This is a genomic window from Rhodococcus sp. JS3073 (assembly GCF_026810085.1).
Taxonomy (GTDB): Bacteria; Actinomycetota; Actinomycetes; order Mycobacteriales; family Mycobacteriaceae; genus Rhodococcus_F; species Rhodococcus_F wratislaviensis.
Genome location: NZ_CP113952.1, coordinates 341,360 through 365,166 on the forward strand (window position 1 = coordinate 341,360; position 23,807 = coordinate 365,166).

The window sequence follows — 23,807 nt, forward strand, 5'->3', positions numbered from 1 at the left end:
CGGCCTCCGGGGAGGTTGTTACGACGACCGGAAGCGGTCGATGTGCGTGCTGCTGCCGGCTCTCGCCGGGCGCGTCGTCGCGGTCTCGGGCATGCGCCACAGGATGGGGAGGGACAGTAGGGCGACAGCGGTGACCATGGCTCCGGGGACGATCACCGAACCGCTGGCCTGGACCAGGGTTTGGGCGCCGTACGGGGTGAGGCCACCGAAGATGGTGGTTGCGACGGTGCCGACGGCCAGACCGGACAACCGGCCGGCGACGGGGAGTTGTTCGGGAGTGGCGGAGGCCCCGACAGCGCTCAGGCCGCCGGCGATGCAGGCCAGGGTCACCGCGCCGGTCAGCGCGAGAGCGAGCGAGCCGTGGGCCATGAGCCCGAACATGGTCACGGGCAACGCAACCGCGAGTGCGCCGAGGACGATCAGTGTCGGTCGCCGCCCGAACCGGTCGGTCAGTGCTCCGGCGATCGGGGTGACCGCGACGACGGCCACCGACGCGATCGTCGTCAGCCCGAGTGACCACCGTTCGTCGTAGCCGGTCACGGTGGACAGAAAGACGGGCACGTACGTGATGCCGACGTAGTAGGTCACCGAGGCCAACGCGGAGATTGCGAACGTTCGATACAGCGCAGGCCGATGAAATCGCAGAATGGAGCTGAGCGGGCGCGAAGGCGCCGACCCGGACTTTCGCAACTGCTCGAAAGCCGGCGACTCCTGCATTATCGAGCGAGCTGCCAGGGTGAGCGCGGCAAGCACGGCTCCGACCAGAAACGGGATCCGCCAACCCCACTCCTCCAGCGCATCACCACTGACGAAGAACACGGTCAATGCGGAAACCCCGGCGGCGAGCAGACCGCCGATCTCGCTCGCCGCGGCGGCAAGTGACGCTACCAACCCGCGACGGCCCGGAACCGCACCCTCGACGAGGTAGGTCATCACGCCGGTGTATTCCCCGCCCACGGAGAACCCCATGACGCACCGAAACAACAGCAACAGGACCCCGGCGGTGGGCCCGATCTGCGTCTGGGTGGGTAGCAGCGCGGTCGCGAGCATCGCGGCGGTCATCACGGTCATCGATGCGAGCAGGACAGGGCGTCGGCCGAGTCTGTCACCGAAGTATCCGAACACGAGCGCTCCGATCGGTCGCATCACATAGGCGATCGCGAAGACGGCGAGGGTGGTGAGGATCGATTCTGGTCCGTCGCCGAAGAACACCCGGGAGAGCACCGTGGCCATGAACAAATAGAGGGTGAAGTCGTACCACTCGACGACGGTCGAGAGGGCCGCGACCACGATCGAGGCCCGTGGGAGCGGGTGGTCGGTGGCCGCGTTGCCTGCGGTGGGCGGCCCCTGAGGGTCGGGGGCAGCGGGATTGATCGTCATGAGGAAGTGCACTCCGGGGTGTCGAAGAGTCAGGCGCCGAGTTTGCGCAGGCAAACGATACCTCGTATCGAGATATCTCGTTTCGAGGTGTACGCTTGTGGCATGCTGGAGTTGGCCATCCTGGGTTTCCTCACCGACGGTTCGTTGCACGGTTACGAGCTGCGCCGCCGCGTCACCCAGTTGTCCGGTTACACCCGCCCGGTCAGCGACGGCAGCCTGTACCCGGCGATCAAACGCCTGGTGCGGCAAGGGCTTCTCGAACAGCGGGCCGAACCCGGCGCGGCGGCGGCCCCACGGCAGGTACTACACCTGACCGCCGACGGCCGTAGCGAACTGCTGCGCCGCCTGCGGGAACCGGACGAGCACGAAATCACCGACAACACCAAGTTCATGACCATCCTGGCTTTCCTGTCCCGGTTGCCCGACCCCGCCGCTCGGGCGGCGGTGCTGCGGCGGCGCCTGGCGTTCCTCGAGGAACCGGCCAGCTTCTTCTACGAGGGCGACCGGCCGCTGCGCGCCGAGGAGGTCGGTGACCCCTACCGCCGCGGGATGCTCCGCGTCGCCCGGGCGACCAGTACCGCCGAGCGAGCCTGGCTGCACGAAATACTTGCCGAACCGAAAGTTGATCCCAGGTAGAGCATCCCCAACGACATCATCGCGTGTGCGGGCGCAAGAAAGGACCCCCTGTGCTGGCAGTCTGGTACGACATGCAAGGCCCGGCCGAGCAGGTGCTGCGATTCGGGGACCTACCCACGCCCGAACCCGGCGCCGGTGAGGTCCGAGTGCGGGTGACCCGTTCAGGGATCAACCCGGGCGACACGAAGAAGCGTCGGGGCTGGTTGGGGTCGTCGATGCCCTTCCCGCGGGTAATCCCACACAGCGACGGCGCCGGCGTGGTCGACAAGGTCGGTGCGGGTGTCGATTCTGCCCGCATCGGCGAACGGGTCTGGGTGTTCGGTGCGCAGTCCTACCGCGCGTTCGGCACCGCGGCCCAGTTCACGGTTGTCCCTGCCGCTCAGGCCGTGACTCTTCCCGATACCGTCGGCGACGATATCGGCGCGTGCCTGGGTATCCCCGGCATCACCGCCCACCGCGCGGTCTTCGGCGACGGCCCGATCCGCTGCCGCACGGTCCTGGTGCACGGCGTGCTCGGCGGCGTCGGAGCGATGGCCACGCAACTGGCCCGGTGGGGCGGCGCGACCGTGATCGGAACCGTGCGTCATCGCGCCGACCTCGCGCACGCCTACAGCCGCGGCGTCGAGCAGGTCGTCGCGCTCGATGGCCCCGACCCCGCACGCGAGATACGAGATCATGCGCCGGGCGGGATCGACCGCATCATCGAGGTCGCGTTCTCCGACAACATCGACCTCGACGCCGCGGTCGCGAAGAACCACACCGTGATCGCCGCCTACGGCACCGGCGAGAGCCGGCCCAACTTCCCGTTCTGGCCGATGCTGTTCGACAACATCACCATTCGCTTACTGGGTAGTGACGATTTTCCGGCCGAGGCCAAACAGCAGGCCGCCACCGACCTGACCGCCGCCGCGGCGGACGGTGCCCTGTCGATCGCCATCGACGAACCCGTGCCTCTCGATCAGGCGACGCGCGCCCACGACCTCGTCGACCGCGGCACCCGCACCCGCACCCGCACCCTGCTAGCCATCCCGGACTGAACACACGACATGGACGACCGAGATCCCTCCGACAAGCGTTGGGCGGAGCCTCGTCTGTAAGGACCGACGAACCATTCGTCGACGATCAGCACGTCGGCGCCGACCCCGGTCGGGGTCCGCGACAAGCACCGGGAGGTGCCGATCAGGAACGCGCCCACGTCGCCGGGCCACCGCACATCCTGTCCTTCACTGTTCGGATGCCAAGGATCGTACTGGCGATCTCAGCGAGGCCTGCCCCCCCCGTGGTACCTCGCGGGTCAGGAGTCCGTCGGCCTCCATCCGATCCGTGAGGCGGCCGCACAGCTCGGCGCCCCACCCCCTGTCGCCCGTGGCGACGCCGACGTGACCGATCATGACTGGCAGGAAGCGATAGTCGCTCACGAGAATGCCCGGGCAGCACGGCTCAATGACCAGACCTGGATCCGGCGGCCGTAGACGAGACATCGTGAGAGCCGACGAATACCGCGCCGCGGAATGCCGGTTGAGGACTACAGCTGCACCTGGGCGTCAGAGCTCAGCGAGAGACACCAGTCCGTCCTGCAGCGCCCGGACCAACAATCCGGACTTGTCGGCAACAGGGCGCCCGACGGCGGCGTACTTCGCTCGGATCCGGATCAGGTGGGTATTGATCGTGCCCAAACTAATTCCCAGTTCGGATGCGGCAACGGTCTTCGATTCGCTATGCAGCCACAGGCGGAGGATCTCCAGCTCGCGCGGTGTCAGCGTGGGCCGCTGTTGCGGTTGCCCGACAGGGTCGGGCGTGGGGCCAGGAATAGGAGCCATACCGATCTCACCTTCTCGACGCGCAGTGTTCGCCGCAGGACGCACACCGTGTGATTCGATGCGGCAGGCCAGCCGGATGGGTCAATGCGCGGGCCCAGACGACGCGCAGTGTCCGCTTTATCCGTTCACCACAGTGAGCAAGTCGTACCTGAAGCCGGTTCTAGAGACTCGTAGGTGATGTTCACCAGGCGCGTCGCTGACGGCGCCTGGTGGAGATTGGTTATCGTCGGACCTGTGTAGAAACAAGGGGGGGTGTGGCGACTCTGACATCACCGACAACGACAGACCTATCGACGCTGCTGATGATCGACTCGGTGTCTGCGCGGGACCGGGACGACGCCTTCTCCGTCACTCTTCTCCCTGACGGACGCGGGTGGGCGGTGGAGGTTCATATCGCCGGTGTCGCCGATGTCGTCGGTCTCGGGTCGGTCGCCGACGAGCAGGCGTTCCTGCGGGCGGAGACCCGGTACCTGCGCAGCCGCACCATTTCGATGCTCGGCGACACGGCCGAGCAGCCTGCCACCCTGACCGCCGATTCCCGGAGGACCAGTCTGCGGGTCACCGGCACCGTCACCGCCGACGGTCGGTTGGTCGATGTCACCGTCGGCCGCGGGGAGATTCCGGCGGGGCGGTGTGTGGCGGTTGATCACGCCGAGGTGCCCGGCATCCTGACCGACCCGGCAAATCCGCTGCACCCCCAGTTGGCCGCGGCGGATGCTGCCGCGCAGGTCCTGCTGTCTGCCCGCCGTGACGGCGGTGCCCTCGCGTTCTATGACCTCACCCGCGGCTGGGCAGCCAATGAGGACGGGGCCATCGTGGCGATCGCCGCCGAACTGCGGACCGTCGCGTACGTCATCGTGCAGGAGTTGATGATCGCGACCAATGAGGCGGTGGCGTTGTGGTGTGTGGAGCGGGGGTTGCCGATCCTGTTCCGCAATCACCGGCCCAACCCTGTGGCCGGCAGCACTGAGGAGCTGATGCATGAGATCGCCGCCGCGGCCGGGGACCCGGATCTGTTCGCGAAACTGCGCGGGCGGCTGCTGTCGACGCTGCGGGTCGCGACCTACGACCGAACCGTGCACGGCCACTACGGATTACGGTTGAGCGCCTACTCCCATGTCACCTCACCGCTGCGGCGGGTGGCCGACCTGATCAACCAGCGGATCATCTTCGCCCACCTCGGCCACTCCCCCGCCCCCTACACACCAGACCAACTCGCCGCCCTCGGCGCCGATCTGAACCGGCGCACCCGCGCCGCCCGGGAGGCGAAGAAGAATCACTTCAAGCACGCCGACCAACGCATCGTCGCCGAACAGGCCACCGCCGATCTCGCCGCCCTGGACAGTCGTCGATTCCATAAGGTCCTCAAAGCCGAAGCCTGCGGACCGCTTCGGGCCGAACTCGCCTCTGAGCTCGCGCGCCGTGTCGACGCCGACCTGATGACCGCCCCGGACGTCGCGGTCCTGATCGACGCCGCCGACCCCAGCTGGCTTCCGATCCAACTCCGCGTCCTGGACACCCTCGCCGACACCCATCCGGAGATGGGACCCAGCGTGGTGTCGGTGTGGCGGCAAGCCCATCCCGATCAACCGCCCACCGATCTCGAGATCCGGCGCAACGGTGCCGACCACCACCCACTGTTCGCTGCCCGCGCCACCCATCTGGGCATTCGCGGGCCGTGGGCCACCGTGGCCGCGAAGAAGCCGGCCGAACAGGCCGCCCTCTGGGCGGCAGTGCGCGCGCAGCTGACCGGCACCGACCATCCCGACACGGAACCGGACTGGCCGACCACCGAGCCATCCCCGGAGCCGGCGACTCCCCCACCGGCGCCGCATCATCCCGGTTCCGCCATATCCGGCGAACCGCACTGCATGACCGTTCCAGCCGCACTGAACCTGGACGGGGCCAAGAAGTCCAAGGCACTCTCCAACCCCACTGCCTGGCTGATGAGTCTCGCTCAGAACAACAATCAGGCCCCGCCCGAGTGGGAGTTCCACACCGACGGGCCTGCGCACGCACGCCGATTCACCGCCACCGTGCACCTCGCCGGCCACACTGCCACCGCCGACGCGACCACGAAAACGGCGGCGAAGACCGCATCCGCGGCCGCGCTCATCGAGACACTCTTCGGACAGCGCTGAAGTCGACAGATGTCTGAGGGGAGGGGTTCCTGCTATCCGATCCCACCGAGTACTTCCGCATTGCGAGGAGCGCTAGACGAGATAGAAGCACTCTGTAATGGCACCGATTCCGCGATGCTGACTTGTGGAAACGACTTGTCCGCTCGTGGTTCGGTCCGTCCGGTGATCAGATCCAGTCGATGTGGACGGAGTCGATGTGGTCGAAGTGGAATCCGAACTGGTCGCTGTACTTGTCGAAGCCCTTGTTCTCGGGGTAGTCGAGGGTGGCGTGCCGCTCGAGTAAGGCGACGACTCGGGCGTGATCGTCATTCGCCAGCGCGGCGGCCAGCTCGCGGGACTCATCGTTGCTGAACGGGGTGTCGGAGTTCGCGAAATCCAGGGTCCGGACCCGGTAGTCGTAGCCCTCGTCGGCGCCGTTGCGGACCATGACACCACCCTTGACCCGGATGACCGCTCTTTTCGGGGTTCCGTCCGGCCGCAACACCCCGGCGCGTTTCATGATGTCCTGCGCCTTCACGGTTTTGAGTTTCTTGCTGGCGTCGGCACGCAACTCGTTCGTTTCCCCGGACCGGTACCGGGAGACGGCGGAGCGGGACCGCCCGATCTTCGCGGCCACCGCGTCGATACCGCCGAGGCGTTCGATCGCCGCACGCCGTTGCGCACGCTCGAGAACATCCGAGTGCGGGATGCGGCCCTGTTGGGCCCACCGGCGCAGTGTGCGAGCCGACGGCGGTGTGCGGCCGGCATCGATCGCCGCCTGACGCAGACCCTCGTTGCCGAGTTCCTTGCGCAGCTGTTTGACCGAGACCTTGCTGGTCAGCCCTGCCAGCCCCCCGCTCTTGACCTGCTTCGACTTTTCGACACCACTGGTCGCGGCATTGGCGACCGAGACCTTGAGGCCGTCGAGACCGACCGCCTGCTGCGCCGGCTTCGTGGTACGGGGTTTGGGAAGATGCAGGGCCATCAGAGTGCCCCCTCCCCTTCGTCGTCGGCGGCGAACTCGTCGTCGGCGAAGGCCGCCCTGATCGCCAGATTCACCTCGTGCACATCCTCCGCCGACGCCAACGCGGATAGCAGCGGGCCGGTGAGGAGAGTGTCCTTCTCCACCGACATCTTCCCCAACGCCTCACTCGGGTCGGCAATGTCCTCGCTGTCAGCGAGCAGGTACACCCAGGAGTCGGTGACGGTGCGGACCGGCCAGCGGCCGTGTTCACGGGCAATCCGCATCGCCACCCGGCGGCCGCGCCACCGGCAGTGCGCAATGATCGCCGCCCGCCAGAGCGGCTGGTGGTGATGGTGCATCTGCTTGGCAGTCCACATGTCCGGGTTCACCATTCGCCCGATGTAGCCCTTGTAGCAGGACCCGATGAACCGTTTCGTCGCCACGTCCTCGGTGTCCACCGAGACCTTGCGGGCCTCGCGCAGGATCTTCGCCCACTTGTCCAGCACGCGGCCCTGCTGCGGGTAGACCCAGGCCTCGGTGATGTCCAGGTCGTCGAGGTCGGCGCCGATCCCCCCATCCGCGACCGGTGAGCACAACCCGTCGAGACTCACGGAGGTGACCCAGGTCTGCACCGGCTGGTCGGCGAGCATGTGCGGGTGCGGCAACGGGAGCTTCTCGGGCAGCGACAAAGTTTGCCCCGCGGGGAGGGTGATCCGCCACAGCCCGAACGGGGCACCCTTGTCCCCCACCGCCGCAGCGGCCGCGGCGTCTCCGGTCAGATGTGTGGGTTGTCCGTATCCGAATTCGAGCATCCCGGCCGAGGCCAGGTAGGCGGCGCGTTGGTCGATTGATACCAACCGGCTCGTGCTCTCGAGGTCCTGTTCGTCGGGCATCCGGGTCCAGCCGACCGCGGGTTCGAGGTCCCCGCGTGGGGCGCCGTCGAGCGGTGGTACCGGGCCGGCGGTCGCCACCACAATGCCCTTGCCTGATCGGGTGCGTTCGCGCTTGATCTTGTCGACGATCGCGGCGCCGGTGCGGGCGGGTGTCGGTCCGGGGAGTACGCCGAGGTGTTTCGCGGACCACGCCAGCCGGCGACCCAACTCGCGAGCGGCCGGCAGGTCGTCGTCGGGGAGATACGTTCCGGCGGTGGGTGAGCCAAGGATGCCCATCTCGCCGACCCGGTTGTTCCAGCCGAAGTCCTTGTTCCAGTACGTCCACACGTACGGCTCGATCACCACATCGACCATGGAGGTGAACTTGCCGATGCTGCGGGACAGGTGCACTACGTGCCCTGGATCGCCGCGCAGCTCCCACCCCGCGCTCAGCATTGGCGTCAGCGTGGCCTGCAGGACCGCGGTCAGCTCGGCGGCGGCGCGGGTGCGCAGCGCCTCCATGTCGTCGAAGTCGTCTTCGCTGCCCGGGTCGATCACCCACCCCAGCAGTTCGCACGCGTCCTGGCCCACGATCCACACCTGCGGAGGTGCCCCCAGCGGCTTCAAGGCGGCCCAGCGAACCAGTTTGTCGAGCTTCTCCACCGAATCGACCGGACCGGTCAACTCCCGCCCGGACGGGGTGTACGTTCCGTCGGCGGTCACGATCAGCGCGTGCTCATCCGCCTCGGCACCGACCGGTAGCGACTCCCACACCGGTCGGCTCGGTGTTGTTGTCGGTTCGGTTGCCGGTGCAGTCGGTGGTTCCGTGGCGGTGGTGAGCGTCGGCGGTTCCACCTCGGCGCTCTCCTCCGCGCCGATCTCGGTGGCATCGTCGATGCCAGGATCCGAGGCGGAGGACTCGTGCAGGTCGAACAGCGCAATCTGCTCCCACGGACGGCTCATCGGTCTACTGCTCCCTGATCCGACCATCTGAATCTGCCGGTGGTACGTCGTAGCGGTCGAGCAACTCCTGCAGGGCAACGTCAACGACGCTGGTGACCGTGAACTGTCGGTTCGCCACCAGCCACTTCAACCGGGCCTCCGTCGAGGCCAGCACCCACGTATTCAGCTGCACCTTCACCGGACCCTTGCGGGATTCAAGCTTCGACGTAAACCCCTCGGTGGACGCCGCGGCGACGGGACCGCCTCCCGACACGGGGGCATCGGTGCGCGGCCGCGAGGTTCGACTTCCCTCGCTCGGCCGCGAAGAGTGGCCTCCACGCCTTCCGACCTGTGCCATAGCCACTCCTCTGCCCGCTCCCCTTGGCCGCCGTGCATGTTCCCGCAGCCGCTGCAGCTCATACTAATCGATACGCGCAACATCACGCGTTAAGCTACGCGTGATGTTGCACGTAAATTTGCGAGCTTCCACCGTGCGCCCACATAGGGACCGACGGGCACTACAGCTTTCACCTTCCTGACCTCGGCGGCAGCCACCGCCGGCTAAGCGACGCCGATGCCGGCGGTGGGTACCGCGGCAACACCCGGTGGGTCATGCTGATCTTCGTGGCGCGACCGAGGGGCATCCTGGGCCGAAGAACGTGAGGATGCCGTTGCTGCAACCACCGCGCGTTCCTTCTGCATGTAGCGGAGAGCGATCGAGGTTGCGTATGCACGAAAGTTATTGTTCTGTAGAAATATTCGTGGCTGCTGCCTTGAACTGCAGAAGCCACTCGGCCTACAGCGGTCAGCTGTCGGCTGGTTCACCATGCTGGGCTGGGTTCCCGATACGCGACGAACCGTCTGTGAGCGCCCAAGAAATCGTGTGTGGTGTACGACACACTCTTGGGATCGGCGGTTTCGGCATCATACGATCTGGATTGCACCGGCTGACCCGATGTGCAGGCCGCTGGTGTCGCAACACCGTGAGTTGAATCCTGTTCAGCCAGTACGGTTCGCGCTGCTTGACCGATCCTCGACTGCCGGTGTCGCGGCCCCGCCGTCCGCCAGCTCCGGCGGGGTTCCGCGTGGTTCGACCTCGAAGCGGCTCGATTCGGCCACGATGCGACGCGGTGACGCCAACGAGCCCACCCGCATCCGATGCGCGAACTCTGGCAACCTCCACCGACTTGCGAAACTACAGCCTCACGGTGATCGGCGAGTGCGGGTCATGGGTTCTCCATCGTCGAATTTCATTGCAATAGAAGTGTTTTAAATCGTCCTCAACGCGACTAACTCAGCGCACACTTGGTCGATCATATATGATCGGCGACCAGGTGGACACGTGAATCTTCATTCGCGCGACCCCTGACCTGCCCGACCTCCGTCTGCAAGGGCTAGGGTCGTCGCCCCGGCTGCAATTTGCTCACGAAGACCCGGCAATTGCCTCAGTCCCCGACAGTCTCTTGCTTTGGTCGCACACGTGGTCCATCCATTTGCACGGTTCATGACGAAACGGGAAGTGTCGGATCCGTATTGAACATCTCTCAACCAGATTGGCATACTCACGACGTTGCGCTCCACCCGCACCTTCGGGTGATGCACGGTGCATCACCCGAAGGCAGTTCTGAGGAAGTCGCGAAATTCCCCGTGCAGTAGGCGTAGACCTCTGCATCGAGCCGTTCCCCGTACAGCGCCGAGAAACTCGAAACGTTCGTGGAATACATGCCGACGCTACGTGCCTCCACAAGATCGTTTGGCGTTCGCTCGACACCCGGTCAATCCTGCGATCTGGCGAGGAAGGCGGGGCTGCCTTTCCTGCCCGACACCATTCTCCAAAACCTCGGTTGCTTACCCGGATCCGGTTCACCTCACACCGAAGCTGTTCTGCACCCAGCATCGAGTGTCCCGGATGGCGCAGGCCGGTCGGGCACCGCCCCCGACCGCCCCAATTTCCGATGGCGGCGGGCCGCACAGATAGTGGATCACTGACGGCCGCTCAACAGGACTCGGGCATTTCCCCACTAATTCCACACCTGCAGCCAACTTCCGCACCCGGCCGGCTCGCTCGGAGCACCATAACGATGACACGGGCCGCCTCCGGTTCTGGGGACGTCGGTGAGTATCCTTCGCCGCCCATTACGGCGAGGCATGAGCGACGTTGACTGAAACTAATCCAGCTGCCGAGCATCCGGCCTCGCAGTCCTGATTGAGCCGAAAGTCGATCACCCCGTGGATCAATGGAATGTCCGGGCTTGGAACACAAGGAAGGCGAGACAGCACGCTGAGTCGTATCCAACCGACTACGTGTGTTCAGTGACCTCATGGCCCCTGCTCCGTCAAATCGGTCGTCACCCCCTCGCGAAATTGACGGCAACTCACCAATCCATCGCATCGGACTCACAACACCACGACGCCCTGAGGATGGACTCACCTTAGGTGATGCACCGTGCATCACCTAAGGTGTGCACCACCCCGGCCCGGGCCACGTTGATCTCGCCCGATCGACGCGAGGCCCACACCCACCCGTGATGCACGGTGCATCATCGCAGCGGAGTCGCGATCAGGCCAGCTCATCGTCCGCTTGACCGACACCCGCGTCAGTTTGTTATCGATGCCCTCAGTGATGCGCGGTGCATCACCAGGAGTGACACAACCGGTTCCAAGCCTCAAATGACCATGACGGCGAAAGGTCTCGGCACCGGGCGCGGTGGACACGGCACCCCACCGATGATGCACGGTGCATCACCGCGGCGGAGTCGCGGTCACGCTGGCTCGCCGCTTACCCGACCGACGCGCGCCGATCCGTTCGTTGTCGGGGCTTCGGTGATGCACGGTGCATCACCTGACCTCCGGGTGATGCACCGTGCATCATCATCTTTTCCGACTGAGGCCAAGACCGGTGCACCAACATTCGCTGCGGCGCGCAATACGTCTCCGAGAAGGGGTCAACGTCACTATCTTCGGCCTCCAGCAAGCGGAAATGCTGAATTGACCAAAAGATGCAACCCTTCGAGATCTGGATGTTGACGAAGTTTCGGGGGTAGTGGCGCGGGGAACGAATCCAGGACTACCCAACCGGCTTTGACGACGCGATCACGTCTTCGTATCGCCTCTAACCGCACCGCCCCAGCCACTGTTGCGCATCGTTCCGTCAGGTAGCGGCGCTCCTGCTTGCAGCGACAGTCGGCCGGTCACCGACAATCACGACAACTTCCTGTGCCGCCAGATTTGCCGTCGGTCGGGGGGTGAATGCATTCTTGTCCGCGTAAGCTCCCAGCTCTTGACTGGACAATTCGACGGACGACTGAACCGTGAGGTATCGAACTCGTGTCGTGCACATATGACTGGGTCGCCGCCACTGATCATTTCGCAAATACTCGTCGGCCGACCCAGGCCAACAAGGACCTGACGGGCCCAACCACCTTGACGACATTGCTTGCTCTGCGTAAGTGCAATCCGTGTCTCTGGCGTTGGGGGCTCAATAGTATCGGGCACGAGATCGCGCATTGTTCGCTCGTCCAACTAGTAGCCGTCCCGGTACAAGCCACGATTGCGTAGACCTGAAGGTCGGGATGGTCGAGAAACGAACCCGCGCCGATCATGATGACCATGAGATGGCCGCCGCTGACATGGTTGGAAAGGCCGGCGAAGATTCTCCGTGAGTTGCGGCGTTCATCGTGCGCATTTCCACTACTTCGTCCCAAGTGGGTCTATGTAGCGCGTCGGCAGAAGGCCAATTGGGATGTCAGTGTCACCCACCTAATTGAAGATCGTCGAGGAGAGGTGACTCTTTTCGATGGCGCCACAGATTTCAAGTCGTGCGAAGAACCCTTGGCAGTCGGGCTGTGATACGTGTCGGCGATTCCACGTCTCGCTCAAATTGCTTTGTCCCTATTTCGCTGGCACGCCGATACCGGTGGGCCGGGAGTCCTGCAAAGAGGTCGGATCTGCGGATATGGCGAGGTCAGAGATTCGTCTATGGGGAGGGTCGGTGACATCCGTGGTGGGAAGTGTTGTGAGCGGCTCTCGATCTCTTGTTGTCGCGAAGCGGTGTAATTGTACGTAAATCTCTGTATCACACAGATTTTGATTCATCACGTGACGTTTCTTGGGTGGTGTGATTACCTACGGCCGCATCGCAAGATTTGATCAGATATTTCTTGAGTAGGCAGGGTGGCGATCGCATACGATTCGGAGCCAGATTCACGCCTGGAGGAGGGTCCGACGCGTCATTTTCGAGTTTTATTTAACTCGGCGTGTCGCTGCGCGGTTTAGTTAAACCCAAAGAGCAGGATTTAAGGCATGACAACTCGGAAAAGTCGGGGCGGGCGCCCAGCCCGCGACGTCGCCGTTCGCCATATCGGGGTTGAGTTCCCCGCGGAGATCGCCGACCGGATTCTCGCACCGGTTGACGATGGTCGTGTGAAGACGATCACCGATCGAATGATCGCGCTTGTTCAGCTGGCACTCGAGAACGAGCCAGCGATTCCGGCGCAAGCCAGACAGGAAGAGTTGCCAATGACGGGCTGATCAGAGCCCAGAAAAGGCGAAACCCCCCTTCGCTCGCCAGCTCCGGGGGTTCCGCTCGTCGTACAAACCGCCACGCAAGGGAGGAGGTCTGCCTTCTATGAGTATAGGACGCGCGATTCGTCGTGCGCACGCGACACGACGTGATATCGGTGTCCGCAACGTCTCATCTCAGCGCCAACGTGACAATTCCGTGAGCGCAGACCTAATGTCGCCGGCTCTTCCGGCGTTTACGCATGCCGTGAGGGGGTGTCGATTCCACTAGCGAAAACGTCGGTGGGTCCCACCGTTTCCGGATGAGACCCACCGCCCATATTTGGCCGTTCCAACACGACCGCTCCTGTGATTGGCAGTCCCGCGAGCAGTCGTGTCGATACCGTGCGCTCTTGTCAGGGTAAGCCATGTCCTGCTGGTGATGCCAGCGACTCACGGCAACAACCTGGTTAAGGGCGCGTGAAAGGCGCGTCATGCACCCCAATTCTGCGGCTCATGCGGCCGCATTTTCCGTCGACCCTGCTCAGATCACCCCCGTCGGCGAGATTTCTACGACCAACGACACCGAATGGGACGCTCTCGTCTCGGCCGCTGTCGAACGGGTCACTCAAGTCGAGCAACTCAACGCGGAGAGCGAGCAGCGGGGCCGGTCCTGGTCGTTACCCGTCGATCCCGGCCGACAAGCCTCAACACCAGCATGGACCGGGCGTACTGCCTGGCAACTCCAGGTCCGCAATGTGTTGAACTCCCCTACCGGGCGTGACGTTTGCCGACGATGCAAGGTCAGCACAGAGTTCGTCTTCGCCGTGGCCGTGACTATGGCCTCGTTCGCAGAACGGTCAACGGGCCGGCGTGTATGCGCCGCGCGGGATACGATCGCCCACCGCAGCGGGGTCAGCGTGTCAGTTGTGAAACGCGCCAGAAGGGCACTTCAGTCACTTTCTGTCGCCCGAGAGATGGTACGAGGGAGGTACCTGAGAGCTGACGAGTCGTTTGCTGCTGAATCTCATCACGGGCGGATTCAACGTCGTGCGGCGTCAGTTTGGGCGCTGACGTCGCCGAAATCCCTGGTCATCGCCGCTGGGCGCGCCGTGAAAAAGCTCTCCAAGAAAGTCCGCCGTTCCAAGAAGGCGACTCACTCGAGTTATCCCCAGCTGCGCGCTCGTGGCCCCCTATCCCCTTCTAGGGGATTTAAGTTGTTATCTCTTGTTAGAGATCTATCACCAAAACGCGCGCGAGCGCGCGCGGGCGAGCAATCGAAGAGTCCACAGACCTCGACACGACAACCTCGGCCGATCGACCTGCAGCGCACCGCCGCTGAGCTGCTCGTTCATGCCCCGGTATTCGAATCGGCTGGGCACATTGGAGCAGTGTGCGAGGTCCTTGCAAGTGCCGGCGTTGACGTGAATCGCTGGTGCGGGCGCGACATTGCCGCTGAGCTCACGCGCGACACCCAACAGCGGGGTTGGGTTTGGCCGCAACACATCGAACGGCCTCGGGGATACCTCCGGTGGCGGTTGACTCAGATCGATTGGACCCGCCCCTCGCCGTCTGAGATGGCCCAAAAAGCGGCCCAGGAAGCCCGTCAGCGCATTGCGGACCGCGACGCGCGTCTCAGTCGCCGCGATGGGAGCGTGGCGGCTCCTGGACACCGTGAGCGGTGCAAGAATACCTTTGCGTCGAAGCTGCTTGAGCGTCGGAAAGCAGTTGCACATATCTGAACACTGACAATGGACTTTGGCGGAGGGCCATAGCCTGCTCCAGAGCAGCACATTCACGTGGCGATCAAGTACGCAGGACAACGCGGGTCGAAGTGGACTTAGGGGTCAGGGCACTCCTCGAATAGCTATAGCTATCGCCGAGCCTTGACCTGCATTGCAGGTGCAGTGGCGCATGCTTCTGCACTGCGCGTTTGGGCATGACGCGAAGGAGTCACCAGTCGCCGAGTCGGCGGCCGTTCTCTACCGTGTTTGTCGCGTCCTCAGTCCAGCGTTTCGTCTCACAGGTCCGCGTGGTGCCCACTCCGCGACGGGGAAGACGTTGAGTGTTTCTTCTCTTCGCCGCCTCCCTTCGTGTTCCTCCCTCGCCCGGCCCGACTAGGTCGCGGGCAAGAATGAAAGTGGGCGATCGCGACGAGTCACTCGCTGATTACACCCACTCCCCGGGAGCGAGAAACGTTGTCGCCATGTGATCGGTTGTGGGACTAGTGGTCTGTGCGATCCGGCAAGAGCAACACGCATAGGTCCCTCGAATTCGTTTCGGAGATAAGGGAAAGCGGACCATTCGCATCGAGGACGAACTGGAATGAGTTGAAGCAGCAACTTGAGTAGGAATCGAACGCCGCTGCTGCGCACTGACTTGTCAGGCGGTCTGCTGGTATGGCTGTGGAGGGTTGGCTTGCGAGCCACCAGTTTGGGGCTGGGGTGCAGCGAGCGATCAGTGAGGGATCTCTATGGCAATGACATCAGGCAGTCAGAACTCACGCAATCGTTCGAGCGCGTTGGTGAGATGAGACGGTCTCCTCCCCGCAAAGATGCTGGACGGCTTATGGCGATTTCATCGGTCGCTGGATTCAGACCGTATTCGGCCGCGACGACCTGCTACATCACGCCCCGGGACGTGACCACCAGGACCCGGCCGAATCACTACGAAAGACAGCTGCCTCAGTCAGGTTCGATTGTCACCCGGCGAGCCTGGACTAGCGGTTGACGGCGCTGGATGTGCTGCGATTGGGCGTGTCGACGGGACCTCGCGTAAGCAGTCGGATTTGTGTTCTCAAGTTGAGGAGCAGCCCGCATCGGGGTGATGCACGGTGCATCACCCCGATGGATTAACGAGACGAGGCCGGGGTGATCAAGTCGGAGATGGACGGAACATCGGCGGAACGGATCATCCAACTTCCCGTCGGGTTGGTCTGGCGGGAAGCTGGCCCGTGCGCCAGAGTGCTCACCGCTCGACAGATCACGGGACGTTTGCATGCAGTGTTAGTGATTCTGCCTCGCCTGTTGGATTTCGACAGGAAGGTTGAGTCGCTGCGTCACGACGGTGGGCGCCTAGTCCGAGCATTCGGGCAGACCGCGATCCGTAACCTGATCGCCGAGATCTTGCCCAGGACCGGTAGGGGCGGCGCACCGAGCACTCCAGAAGGCCCCGGTGAGATTTGGCTAGTCTGCGACATATTTGACAAGGGCAGTCGTGGGTGATGCACGGTGCATCACCCACGACTTGATCGAGCGACGCTCCCGTGGGCGCTCGCTGGTCAACATCGAGTTCCATCTCTCCTGTTTCCTTAGGTAAGTCGCCACCCGCTCACTCCCCCGGCGCCGTCCAGGCCCGGTTGCGCTGCCTCTGTAAGAACGGCTTCACCCAAGAGAGCCAAGGCAGTGGGCTCGGAGGAACGTCAATACGCCAGAGCAACCGATGCAGCGCGGCGCGGAATGACCGGGGAATGACCGTTGATCGCAAGAGTGAACTTACATACGCGTGGAGCCACCCCACTCTCAGGCAGGACCCAGTCAGCCAGCCACTGATGCTTTTCAACTCTTCAATGGCCCCAGGCCTCAGCGGAAGTGCCGCGCGGCTCACCGAAGTGCAATGGCCCCGATGCTGACACCGGCGCCGACAAGCAAGAGTGCGAGCGTTCACCACCTCGACGTGACTTGCAACCCTTCAGAGCGAGATCCTGGAGCGGTCGGCAACGGAACGCCTTGCCTGAGCGGCTGACTCCTCGTTGTCACTGCCTCCCGCGGCCTGCAACCTCATCCGGACTGCCTGTGTGGTGATGCACGGTGCATCACCGACGAATTGCACCCGCCTTGCTCCTGCCTCTTTGGTTTGGCCAGATTTGGATGGGTTATGCCGCCGTGATGCACGGTGCATCACTTTCGGATCCGTGAGGTGGCGTACGAAATGTCGCGCAACTCCTCTGGGCACACGTCTGCGCTGCGGGCGTCGCTTGTGTCAAGTCCTGCAGTGACGGTGCTGACTTTGATCCGGTTCGGGGTGGTGTCTTCGATGATGCACGGTGCATCACCGAAGACGTCCACACTGAACCGGATCGGCGCGCTTATCTGCCAAGCAGAGGAGGACCACTCCGTCGACGATCTGGGTTCGCTAGGGACCATCGCGCCTCTATGGCCACACGCCACCTGAACGCGATACCCCTCCGGTGATGCACGGTGCATCACCGGTCGGCAGCGGAACGCCCACACGGGCACCGAGACTCTTCGCTGCCGAAGCCGCCCGCGCTTCTAACCCCACCAAATGCACTGGGGTGATGCACCGTGCATCACCGAAGGCGAGCGGCGCTGAGCGATCCCCTCCGGTGATGCAGGGTGCATCACCGGTCGGCAGCGGAACGCCCACACGGGCACCGAGGGCTTTCGCTGACATAGCCGTCCGTAGCTTCCAACCTTTGCGCCATCTCTGTGGTGATGCACCGTGCATCACGTAGAGGTCAGATGGCGATGCACGGTGCATCACGGTCAGATTCCGAGGTGGTGTACGAAATATGGCGTGACACCTCGGGGGTGCACGCTCCGCGCCTCACGGGTCTCCCCCGTTCGGGTTGTGCGGTGGCAGCGTTGCCGCAAAAAGGGGGCAGGCAAGAACGTCGAGGCCCATCACTGGCGCGGGCGGGCGTTCCACAGTCCGTGGTCCCGCCCCGTCGGCGGCGCCGTCGCACGGTGTTGACTTGGCCCGGTTCGGAAGGGGGTAAACCTTCGGTGATGCACCGTGCATCACCGAAGACGTCGGCAGCGAAGTTACTCGGCCGCGCTTCCGGTCAAGTAGACGACGAGTCAGGCTGATCGCGAGTTCTCTTCGGTGATGCACGGTGCATCACCCGGTGTTTAGGTCGCGGTGATGCACGGTGCATCACCGCATGGGCGACACGCCGCCGGAGATCACAAAGGAGGTAGATCGATCCCAGTACGCTCCATCTAAATACATGCAAAGCATGCGCAGAGAGTGGAGGATGATGAACGCCGGAGTGACATCCGAAATGGTGGCCGCCAGTCCATCGACCGGTCCGGCCGCGACCAATCGAAAGCCGGTCGCTCGCAAACCGGCAGGCAGGAAGACTGCGAGTCGGTTCCGAAAGTTCGCTGGCGGCGAAGAGAGTGAGGAAGTCGCGGCCGCCGCCTCCGGTGATGTATCGCCTACACAGGCGAACGGTGATGCAAACTCGGGCGGCATCACCGCCGCGCTAGCCGGCCTGGCCGCGGCCGACGGTCAGACCGTTGTGCAGGTTCCAGTTCTCCAGACCGCCCCTCACCCGTTCAATGACCCGGACAGGTCTAAGCCTCAGACTGGCGACCCGAAGTGGGATGAGCTGGTTAATGGGGCCAGGGCAAATGGCATCAAGGTTCCTGCGCTCCTGGTAACGCGCGAGGGATTCCTCGCGCAGCGGCCTGATCTCGCTCACGCTATAGGCGACGATGCCGAGTACGTGGTCATTTATGGGCACCGTCGTCGTGCGGCCGCCATCGCAGCCGGTTTGGCAACGATTCCTGCAGTAATTGATGACGCCGTGATGGATGATCACGGCGACCTCGATGCCATGACGCTGGAGAATCTAGGGCGTCAAGACCTTTCGGAGCTCGCTGAGGCTCAGATGTTCGCTCGGTATTCCGAGTTGGGGTTGTCTCAGCGTGCGATCGCAGAGAAGCTCGGTGTCGACCAGGCAACGGTGTCAAGGCGGCTGTCATTGCTACTTCTTGCCCCCGAGGTTCAGGCCGCGATTGCGGAGGACGCGATTCGTGGCGCCGAGGGTGCGGCGTTGGCTGGAGCGCTCCCCTACGGTCCCGCTCGAAGCTGGCAGAAGAAGGCGGACCCGACTCAGGGCACGGATGCTCGTCGTGCTGAGCAGCTCGCGGCGTTCGCGCTGATTTCTGATCGTGGAATGAGCCCGACGCGTGCCGCTGAACGTGTATTGACCGAGCGAAAGTCGCGGGAGCAGGCGCTGGCTGCGGGTCTTGAGATTGTGGATCCCCGCGAGCGGTTCGGCGATAGTTTCCACGAGCATCGACTGTTCGAGGTCTCCGATGTCGATCTTGCGAGTGCAAACGTTGTCGGCGCGATCGATTCCGGTCAGGGGACGCTTGTCTTCTATGCGGTCGACAAGCCGGCAGACGAAAACGAGGATGCCGGCGAATCGACCGCGAGATTGGAGGCGGAAGCGCGGACGGCGGCTCAGAAGGCTCGTCGTGAGGCGGGCAAGAAGCTTGTGGCCTCCGTTCCTCCGAGGGAGAAGTTGGTGAGCTACTTCATCGACCAGTACGCCTACGGTGTTTCCGCGTTGGCGACGAGCGCGGAAGGGTGGCGCCTGGCGCAGGAGTATATGCGGCTGGAAGGCCTGGACGTGACCGAGTTCAGGATGAGCGCAGAGAACGGCGACGAGAAGCGCCGAAGTGAGATTGCCTGGGCCTGTGCGGTGGCTGGTTACGAGCTTGCGGCAGCGAATGACTCTCGGGAGTGGGGGGCCTCGGACCTCACGTACTTGGGCTTGCTGTCCGAGCGTGCTGAGTACCGGCCGACCGCGTGGGAGGAAGCTCGCATCGATGCTGCGCGCCGCGAGTTGCGTGACGTCGGTTGATCGGTGATGCACGGTGCATCACCGACTTCATATCTCGCTCCGCCGGGTGATGCACGGTGCATCACCCAAAAGTAGGCATCAATCCAATTCATGACATTCAACCGCAAGGAGTTCCCGTGGCTACCTACGCAGTAGCAACCCTGTCCGGCAGTGCCGGCAAAACCACAACGGTCACCTCGACTGCCACATTGCTCGCTCAGGACGGATACCGCGTCCGGGTGCTCGACATGGACAGTCAGGCAAACGCGAGCACGTGGCTCGGGTATCCGGAAGCGTCCGGTAAAACCGCCGCCGACGTGCTGCGGCGCAACGCATCTATCAAAGAAGTCGAGCGTCCTGCACGGGTGTTGCGGGGATACGACGAAGGCGACCAGCCCGTATATGAGGAGATCCCCAACCTGACAATCGTGCCCGCCGCACGCGACACACTCGACAAGTTGATCGTGGAGTTGCCTGCGGTGACGGGTGGTGTACTTCACCTGCGTGACGCCCTGGAGGAGGCGGATCCGGTCGACGTTACCTTGATCGATTCCCCCGGCTCCCTGAATGTTCTGGTTATCGCCGGCATTCTCGCGACAACCGTCGATGAGGAGGGGCCTTACGGTTCGTGGGGTTTGATCACGTGCACGAAGCCCTCCGGCAAGGAGAACGAAGGCATCCCGGCGTTGGAGCAGGAATTGCGGAAGATCAAGCGGACTTACCGCGTCGACGTTCCGCTGCTGTCTATCGTCCCCTGCGCGGTGCCGCCGATCGGTGACGTCTACCGTGAGCAGATGGATGATCTGCTGAGTGAGTATGCGGACAGGGTTACGCCGCCGATCCGTCGTGCGAGCATCGTGGATGAGGCTTACACGAATTATGTTCCGGTGCCGATTTACGGTTATAGGGCAAAGACGGTCACCAGCGACTACCGGGCTGCGCTGACTCATATGCAGAAGCTGGGGCTGTTCGGACAACGGGCAGTGGTCGCGTAGGGGCTGGAGGCCACCTGTGGTGAACGATGTTGGGCGGCATATGCGGCCTTCGCGTGGGACGAGCACAGTCAATGTGCCTCATGATCTGCACGCGCTCGCCCGGGCCGCCGTACGCCTGGTGCGTCGCAAGACCGGGCGGCCGTACTCGCTTATGCAGTTCACACAGGAGGCGTTCGCTGCGCAGCTGAGAGTGATTGCGGAGACCTACAACGATGGTCGCGCGATCGAGCCGGACGCTGAGCCGCTGGAGCCAGGTAAGGCGGTGTGACGCGGGGCGGCGGCATGTAGAGCTCGAGGGCAGGCTGAAGGGTGTTTCAGGGGTCGGTGTAATTGCCGCGGAGGTGAGTTCTCTGCTGGATCGTTATGGGCCATGGGGGCTAGCGGGCGAGTCGCGCGGTGGGTAGGGAGCCAGGTCGGTGTGGTCGGCGTGCGGTTCCGTCGTCACGTCGATGCAGCTGGGCTGTCCGTTTCGGGTTGATCGAGTCGTCGCAGACGGTGCGATCAATTGTGTGATGGACGACGGAAGCGGTTCCACAGTCCACGGCAGGCGTAGGTGGTTGCAGCACTGCCGCCGAACATCAGAATGATCAGAGAAGAGATCGCCGTAGCCGTCGTGGTGCCGTGGCCGGTGACCCAATTCCAGCCCATCGAGAGGCCGGGCACCAGCGCTGCGAGTCCGAACATGAGTAGCACAACGAGTCCTACGATCGTGTCTCGGGAGTACCTTGTTTCGGCCACTGCGTCACCATATCGGGGCAGGGGTGCGCAGCGCCGACCTTCTCACGGGGAGTCCTGTCGGCTGTGTGGTCCGATGGGCTTGGGATACCACCGCCGCTACGTTGAGAGCGAGGCTCAGGGGCGCCGTGCACAGGTCCGCTCTCCATGGTCTTCACGACTGGACTCCTCCTCCCCTCCCCCGGTTCCCCTCGCCCCGTTCCGGTCATCGACTCGCGCGTGTTCAGGCGCTGTTGTCGGTCTCAGTCTGGTCTGACATCCAGATACAGGCGGAGCGCGTGTTCGACCAGCGCGCTTCGGCTGCCCGCGGACCACTCTTCAACGAGAGCGTCGAGTGTTGCCGTATCGGAGGCGATGATCCCGGCAAGAGGAACGCGAGCCTGAATCTCGCTGTGTCGTCGGCGGCGCGGTTGCGCACCGGCTTCACGCCGCTTGAATAGTCCAGCGCTTGAGTGAGGTTCTGAGGTGCTCCAGTGGTGTTGAAGTTCGCCTGCATGCGTCTCAACGGCATCGAGAACCACTTGCCCGTATGGACGCGCCGTTGCGCGGTCACGTTGTCTTTCCTCGAGCGTGAGTTGGCGTAGTGCTGTGTACACCGCCGGGGGAAGATAGACCTCAGGAGGGGCGGTCCGGGCCGGCGCAAGGCTGCTGTCGCTGCGTGGTTTGGGCTTCCGGCGGGGCGCGACGACCGCCTTCGAAGCCTCAGACTGCGGTTGGGGGGCTTCAGGTTCAGCGTTCCCCAATTCCGGTGACGCGTCGTCCGACTCGGGAGGATCGGGCGACGCTACGGGTGACGGTTCCGGTACCGTCTGAACTGCCTCATCTTCTGGGTCGTCCGGTGAGGGCGCGGATTGCGGGGCAGGCGTCTCGTCGACCGTTTCGGCGACAATGCTCAGGGTGGGGAGCAAGTCGTCGAGATCGCCAAGAGCTCCGGGATCGAATGCGGCCTTCCGGCGTCGTGCACTCACGCCACTCCCCCGGAAACTTCGTTCTTCTCCGCCGACGCCAACCGGCTGAGAACTTCTCGGGTAAGCGATTGGTAGTCACTCGCAAGACCGGATGGGTCTCGGGACCACAATCGCTCACCGAGGCGCTTCTTGTCGCGCAGCCGCTGGATCCGATTCTTCAGCTGATCCTCCGCGGCGGTGACCAGTTCTGCGGGGGTCAGGTGACGGATCCGGAGATCAACGGCGGCTGCACGATCGGACCGAATAAAGGTCTCGAACGGCGCAGCGCCGCTACCTTCGAGCAGGTCCTCAACCTGCTCGAACACCTCACGGTTCCGCGCTGTCGCGCGTGGGTTCGCATCAAAGAGAACGACGCCGAGAAGTTGGATGAGGGAACCGTTCTCACGTGCTCGAAGGTAGCGGGCTGCGAGGAGCTCCACTCCCGACAGGCTTGCGTCGTCGTCCTTTGTCGGTACGAGGAGGTACCGCGCTGTACCCAGCAGCGCATCAAGTAGCGGGGCGTCTCCGGGGCCCGAGTCGATCAGAATCAGGTCGTAGTGTTCGACTGACTGCAATTCGGTGAGGGTGGATACGAGATTGCCGCGCAGATCCATACCTGATTGGGCTGCGGTGGCCGCGATCGCGCCGATGACCGCGAGTGCTGGTCCCCCGGGGATGAGATCGAGGTTGGGTCGGACCTCTCGGGTGGGTTCGAGGGGATGCGCGTACTGAAGGGCCATGCTGAGGCCCTTCCCGCGGTCTCCCTCGACTCCAAGATCCGAGGATGTGACATTTGCCTGCTGGTCAGCGTCTACGACGAGTACCCGGCGTCCGGCCGCTGAGACCATGCCGGCCACAGCTGCGACGATCGAGCTCTTGCCGACACCGCCCTTTTGATTGGCGATGAGCACACTGCGCGGGGGCTGCGTTGGTGACATGCCTAGCAGGGTACGGCTGGCTGGTCAGCTAGATGGCCAACGACACGCCCTTGCCTATGGGCGTGCAAGAAGTCATGGGTGTCGCCGTTAATAGGGCCTTTAACCAGGTCTGATTAGGAGTCGTGGGAAAGGTTGTGCAACAGGTCTTGTTCATGGCCGTATGCACTGTTGTTTTAACGGGTCTTAGAGACCGTCGTGTAAGAGACCGGCACGATGATCGTGCACAAGGCCTGTTCGAAGGTGGTTTGTCAGGGCGTGGCCAAGGTGGTTGAGATGGTGATTACACAGGTCGTTAACTAGGGCACTGAGATGATCCGGTTACCGGTGATGTTTACGGTGATGGATAAGGACGTAGCTAAGGCC

14 protein-coding genes are annotated in these 23,807 nt (G+C 63.6%); 6 read left to right on the forward strand and 8 right to left on the reverse strand.

Annotation, left to right across the window (positions count from 1 at the left end; all coding sequences use genetic code 11):
- Positions 1–18: 18 nt before the first annotated feature.
- Entirely contained in the window at positions 19–1,380 is a 1,362-nt protein-coding gene (locus tag OYT95_RS39645; protein WP_268793036.1) for an MFS transporter, read from the reverse strand.
- Between the two features lie 102 nt (positions 1,381–1,482).
- On the opposite strand from OYT95_RS39645, the gene OYT95_RS39650 reads away from it, so the two are divergent.
- Positions 1,483–2,016 (forward strand): PadR family transcriptional regulator, encoded by a 534-nt coding sequence (locus OYT95_RS39650; RefSeq protein WP_268793037.1) that lies wholly within the window; start codon positions 1,483–1,485, stop codon positions 2,014–2,016.
- Positions 2,017–2,066: 50 nt separating this feature from the next.
- Positions 2,067–3,053 (forward strand): NADPH:quinone reductase, encoded by a 987-nt coding sequence (locus OYT95_RS39655; RefSeq protein WP_268793038.1) that lies wholly within the window; start codon positions 2,067–2,069, stop codon positions 3,051–3,053.
- Between the two features lie 507 nt (positions 3,054–3,560).
- On the opposite strand, the gene OYT95_RS39660 is transcribed toward OYT95_RS39655, so the two are convergent.
- Positions 3,561–3,836, reverse strand: a complete 276-nt coding sequence (locus tag OYT95_RS39660; RefSeq protein ID WP_268793039.1) for a response regulator transcription factor — start codon at positions 3,834–3,836, stop codon at positions 3,561–3,563.
- A gap of 302 nt (positions 3,837–4,138) precedes the next feature.
- On the opposite strand from OYT95_RS39660, the gene OYT95_RS39665 reads away from it, so the two are divergent.
- Entirely contained in the window at positions 4,139–5,977 is a 1,839-nt protein-coding gene (locus OYT95_RS39665) for an RNB domain-containing ribonuclease (protein ID WP_442972600.1), read from the forward strand.
- Positions 5,978–6,143: 166 nt separating this feature from the next.
- Here OYT95_RS39665 and OYT95_RS39670 read toward each other — a convergent pair whose 3' ends face one another.
- The 3 genes from OYT95_RS39670 to OYT95_RS39680 are packed head-to-tail and all read right to left on the reverse strand — an operon-like array spanning position 6,144 to position 9,092.
- Entirely contained in the window at positions 6,144–6,941 is a 798-nt protein-coding gene (locus OYT95_RS39670; RefSeq protein WP_268793040.1) for a hypothetical protein, read from the reverse strand.
- Positions 6,941–8,755: a hypothetical protein gene (locus tag OYT95_RS39675; RefSeq protein ID WP_268793041.1), complete on the reverse strand. Its 1,815-nt coding sequence runs from the start codon at positions 8,753–8,755 to the stop codon at positions 6,941–6,943. The genes OYT95_RS39670 and OYT95_RS39675 overlap by 1 nt, the downstream gene beginning before the upstream one ends.
- Positions 8,756–8,759: 4 nt before the next feature.
- Positions 8,760–9,092 (reverse strand): hypothetical protein, encoded by a 333-nt coding sequence (locus OYT95_RS39680; RefSeq protein ID WP_328286587.1) that lies wholly within the window; start codon positions 9,090–9,092, stop codon positions 8,760–8,762.
- Positions 9,093–13,036: 3,944 nt separating this feature from the next.
- On the opposite strand from OYT95_RS39680, the gene OYT95_RS39685 reads away from it, so the two are divergent.
- The 3 genes from OYT95_RS39685 (at position 13,037) to OYT95_RS39695 (ending at position 20,824) form a co-directional block, all read left to right on the forward strand.
- The gene (locus tag OYT95_RS39685) at positions 13,037–13,264 is read left to right on the forward strand and encodes a hypothetical protein (RefSeq protein ID WP_005262432.1); all 228 of its coding nucleotides are present in this window, start codon (positions 13,037–13,039) and stop codon (positions 13,262–13,264) included.
- Between the two features lie 4,873 nt (positions 13,265–18,137).
- Positions 18,138–19,850, forward strand: a complete 1,713-nt coding sequence (locus OYT95_RS39690; protein ID WP_268793043.1) for a ParB/RepB/Spo0J family partition protein — start codon at positions 18,138–18,140, stop codon at positions 19,848–19,850.
- A gap of 116 nt (positions 19,851–19,966) precedes the next feature.
- Positions 19,967–20,824 (forward strand): ParA family protein, encoded by an 858-nt coding sequence (locus OYT95_RS39695; protein ID WP_268793044.1) that lies wholly within the window; start codon positions 19,967–19,969, stop codon positions 20,822–20,824.
- Between the two features lie 501 nt (positions 20,825–21,325).
- On the opposite strand, the gene OYT95_RS39700 is transcribed toward OYT95_RS39695, so the two are convergent.
- The 3 genes from OYT95_RS39700 to OYT95_RS39710 form a co-directional block, all read right to left on the reverse strand.
- Positions 21,326–21,508 (reverse strand): hypothetical protein, encoded by a 183-nt coding sequence (locus OYT95_RS39700; protein WP_268793045.1) that lies wholly within the window; start codon positions 21,506–21,508, stop codon positions 21,326–21,328.
- A gap of 274 nt (positions 21,509–21,782) precedes the next feature.
- Complete coding sequence (locus OYT95_RS39705; RefSeq protein WP_268793046.1) at positions 21,783–22,112, reverse strand: hypothetical protein; 330 nt, start codon at positions 22,110–22,112, stop codon at positions 21,783–21,785.
- A gap of 411 nt (positions 22,113–22,523) precedes the next feature.
- Positions 22,524–23,444 carry a ParA family protein gene (locus OYT95_RS39710; protein WP_268793047.1) on the reverse strand — a complete coding sequence of 307 codons (921 nt, stop codon included), beginning with the start codon at positions 23,442–23,444 and terminating at the stop codon, positions 22,524–22,526.
- Between the last annotated feature and the right edge of the window lie 363 nt (positions 23,445–23,807).

Excerpts from the sequence above, each read along its gene's own strand:
- OYT95_RS39675 (WP_268793041.1), bottom strand. The coding sequence starts at position 8,755 with ATGAGCCGTCCGTGGGAGCAGATTGCGCTGTTCGACCTGCACGAGTCC.
- OYT95_RS39660 (WP_268793039.1), bottom strand. The coding sequence starts at position 3,836 with ATGGCTCCTATTCCTGGCCCCACGCCCGACCCTGTCGGGCAACCGCAA.
- OYT95_RS39650 (WP_268793037.1), top strand. The coding sequence starts at position 1,483 with ATGCTGGAGTTGGCCATCCTGGGTTTCCTCACCGACGGTTCGTTGCAC.
- OYT95_RS39645 (WP_268793036.1), bottom strand. The coding sequence starts at position 1,380 with ATGACGATCAATCCCGCTGCCCCCGACCCTCAGGGGCCGCCCACCGCA.
- OYT95_RS39680 (WP_328286587.1), bottom strand. The coding sequence starts at position 9,092 with ATGGCACAGGTCGGAAGGCGTGGAGGCCACTCTTCGCGGCCGAGCGAG.
- OYT95_RS39710 (WP_268793047.1), bottom strand. The coding sequence starts at position 23,444 with ATGTCACCAACGCAGCCCCCGCGCAGTGTGCTCATCGCCAATCAAAAG.
- OYT95_RS39690 (WP_268793043.1), top strand. The coding sequence starts at position 18,138 with ATGGGCGACACGCCGCCGGAGATCACAAAGGAGGTAGATCGATCCCAG.
- OYT95_RS39700 (WP_268793045.1), bottom strand. The coding sequence starts at position 21,508 with ATGTTCGGACTCGCAGCGCTGGTGCCCGGCCTCTCGATGGGCTGGAAT.
- OYT95_RS39665 (WP_442972600.1), top strand. The coding sequence starts at position 4,139 with ATGATCGACTCGGTGTCTGCGCGGGACCGGGACGACGCCTTCTCCGTC.
- OYT95_RS39685 (WP_005262432.1), top strand. The coding sequence starts at position 13,037 with ATGACAACTCGGAAAAGTCGGGGCGGGCGCCCAGCCCGCGACGTCGCC.
- OYT95_RS39670 (WP_268793040.1), bottom strand. The coding sequence starts at position 6,941 with ATGGCCCTGCATCTTCCCAAACCCCGTACCACGAAGCCGGCGCAGCAG.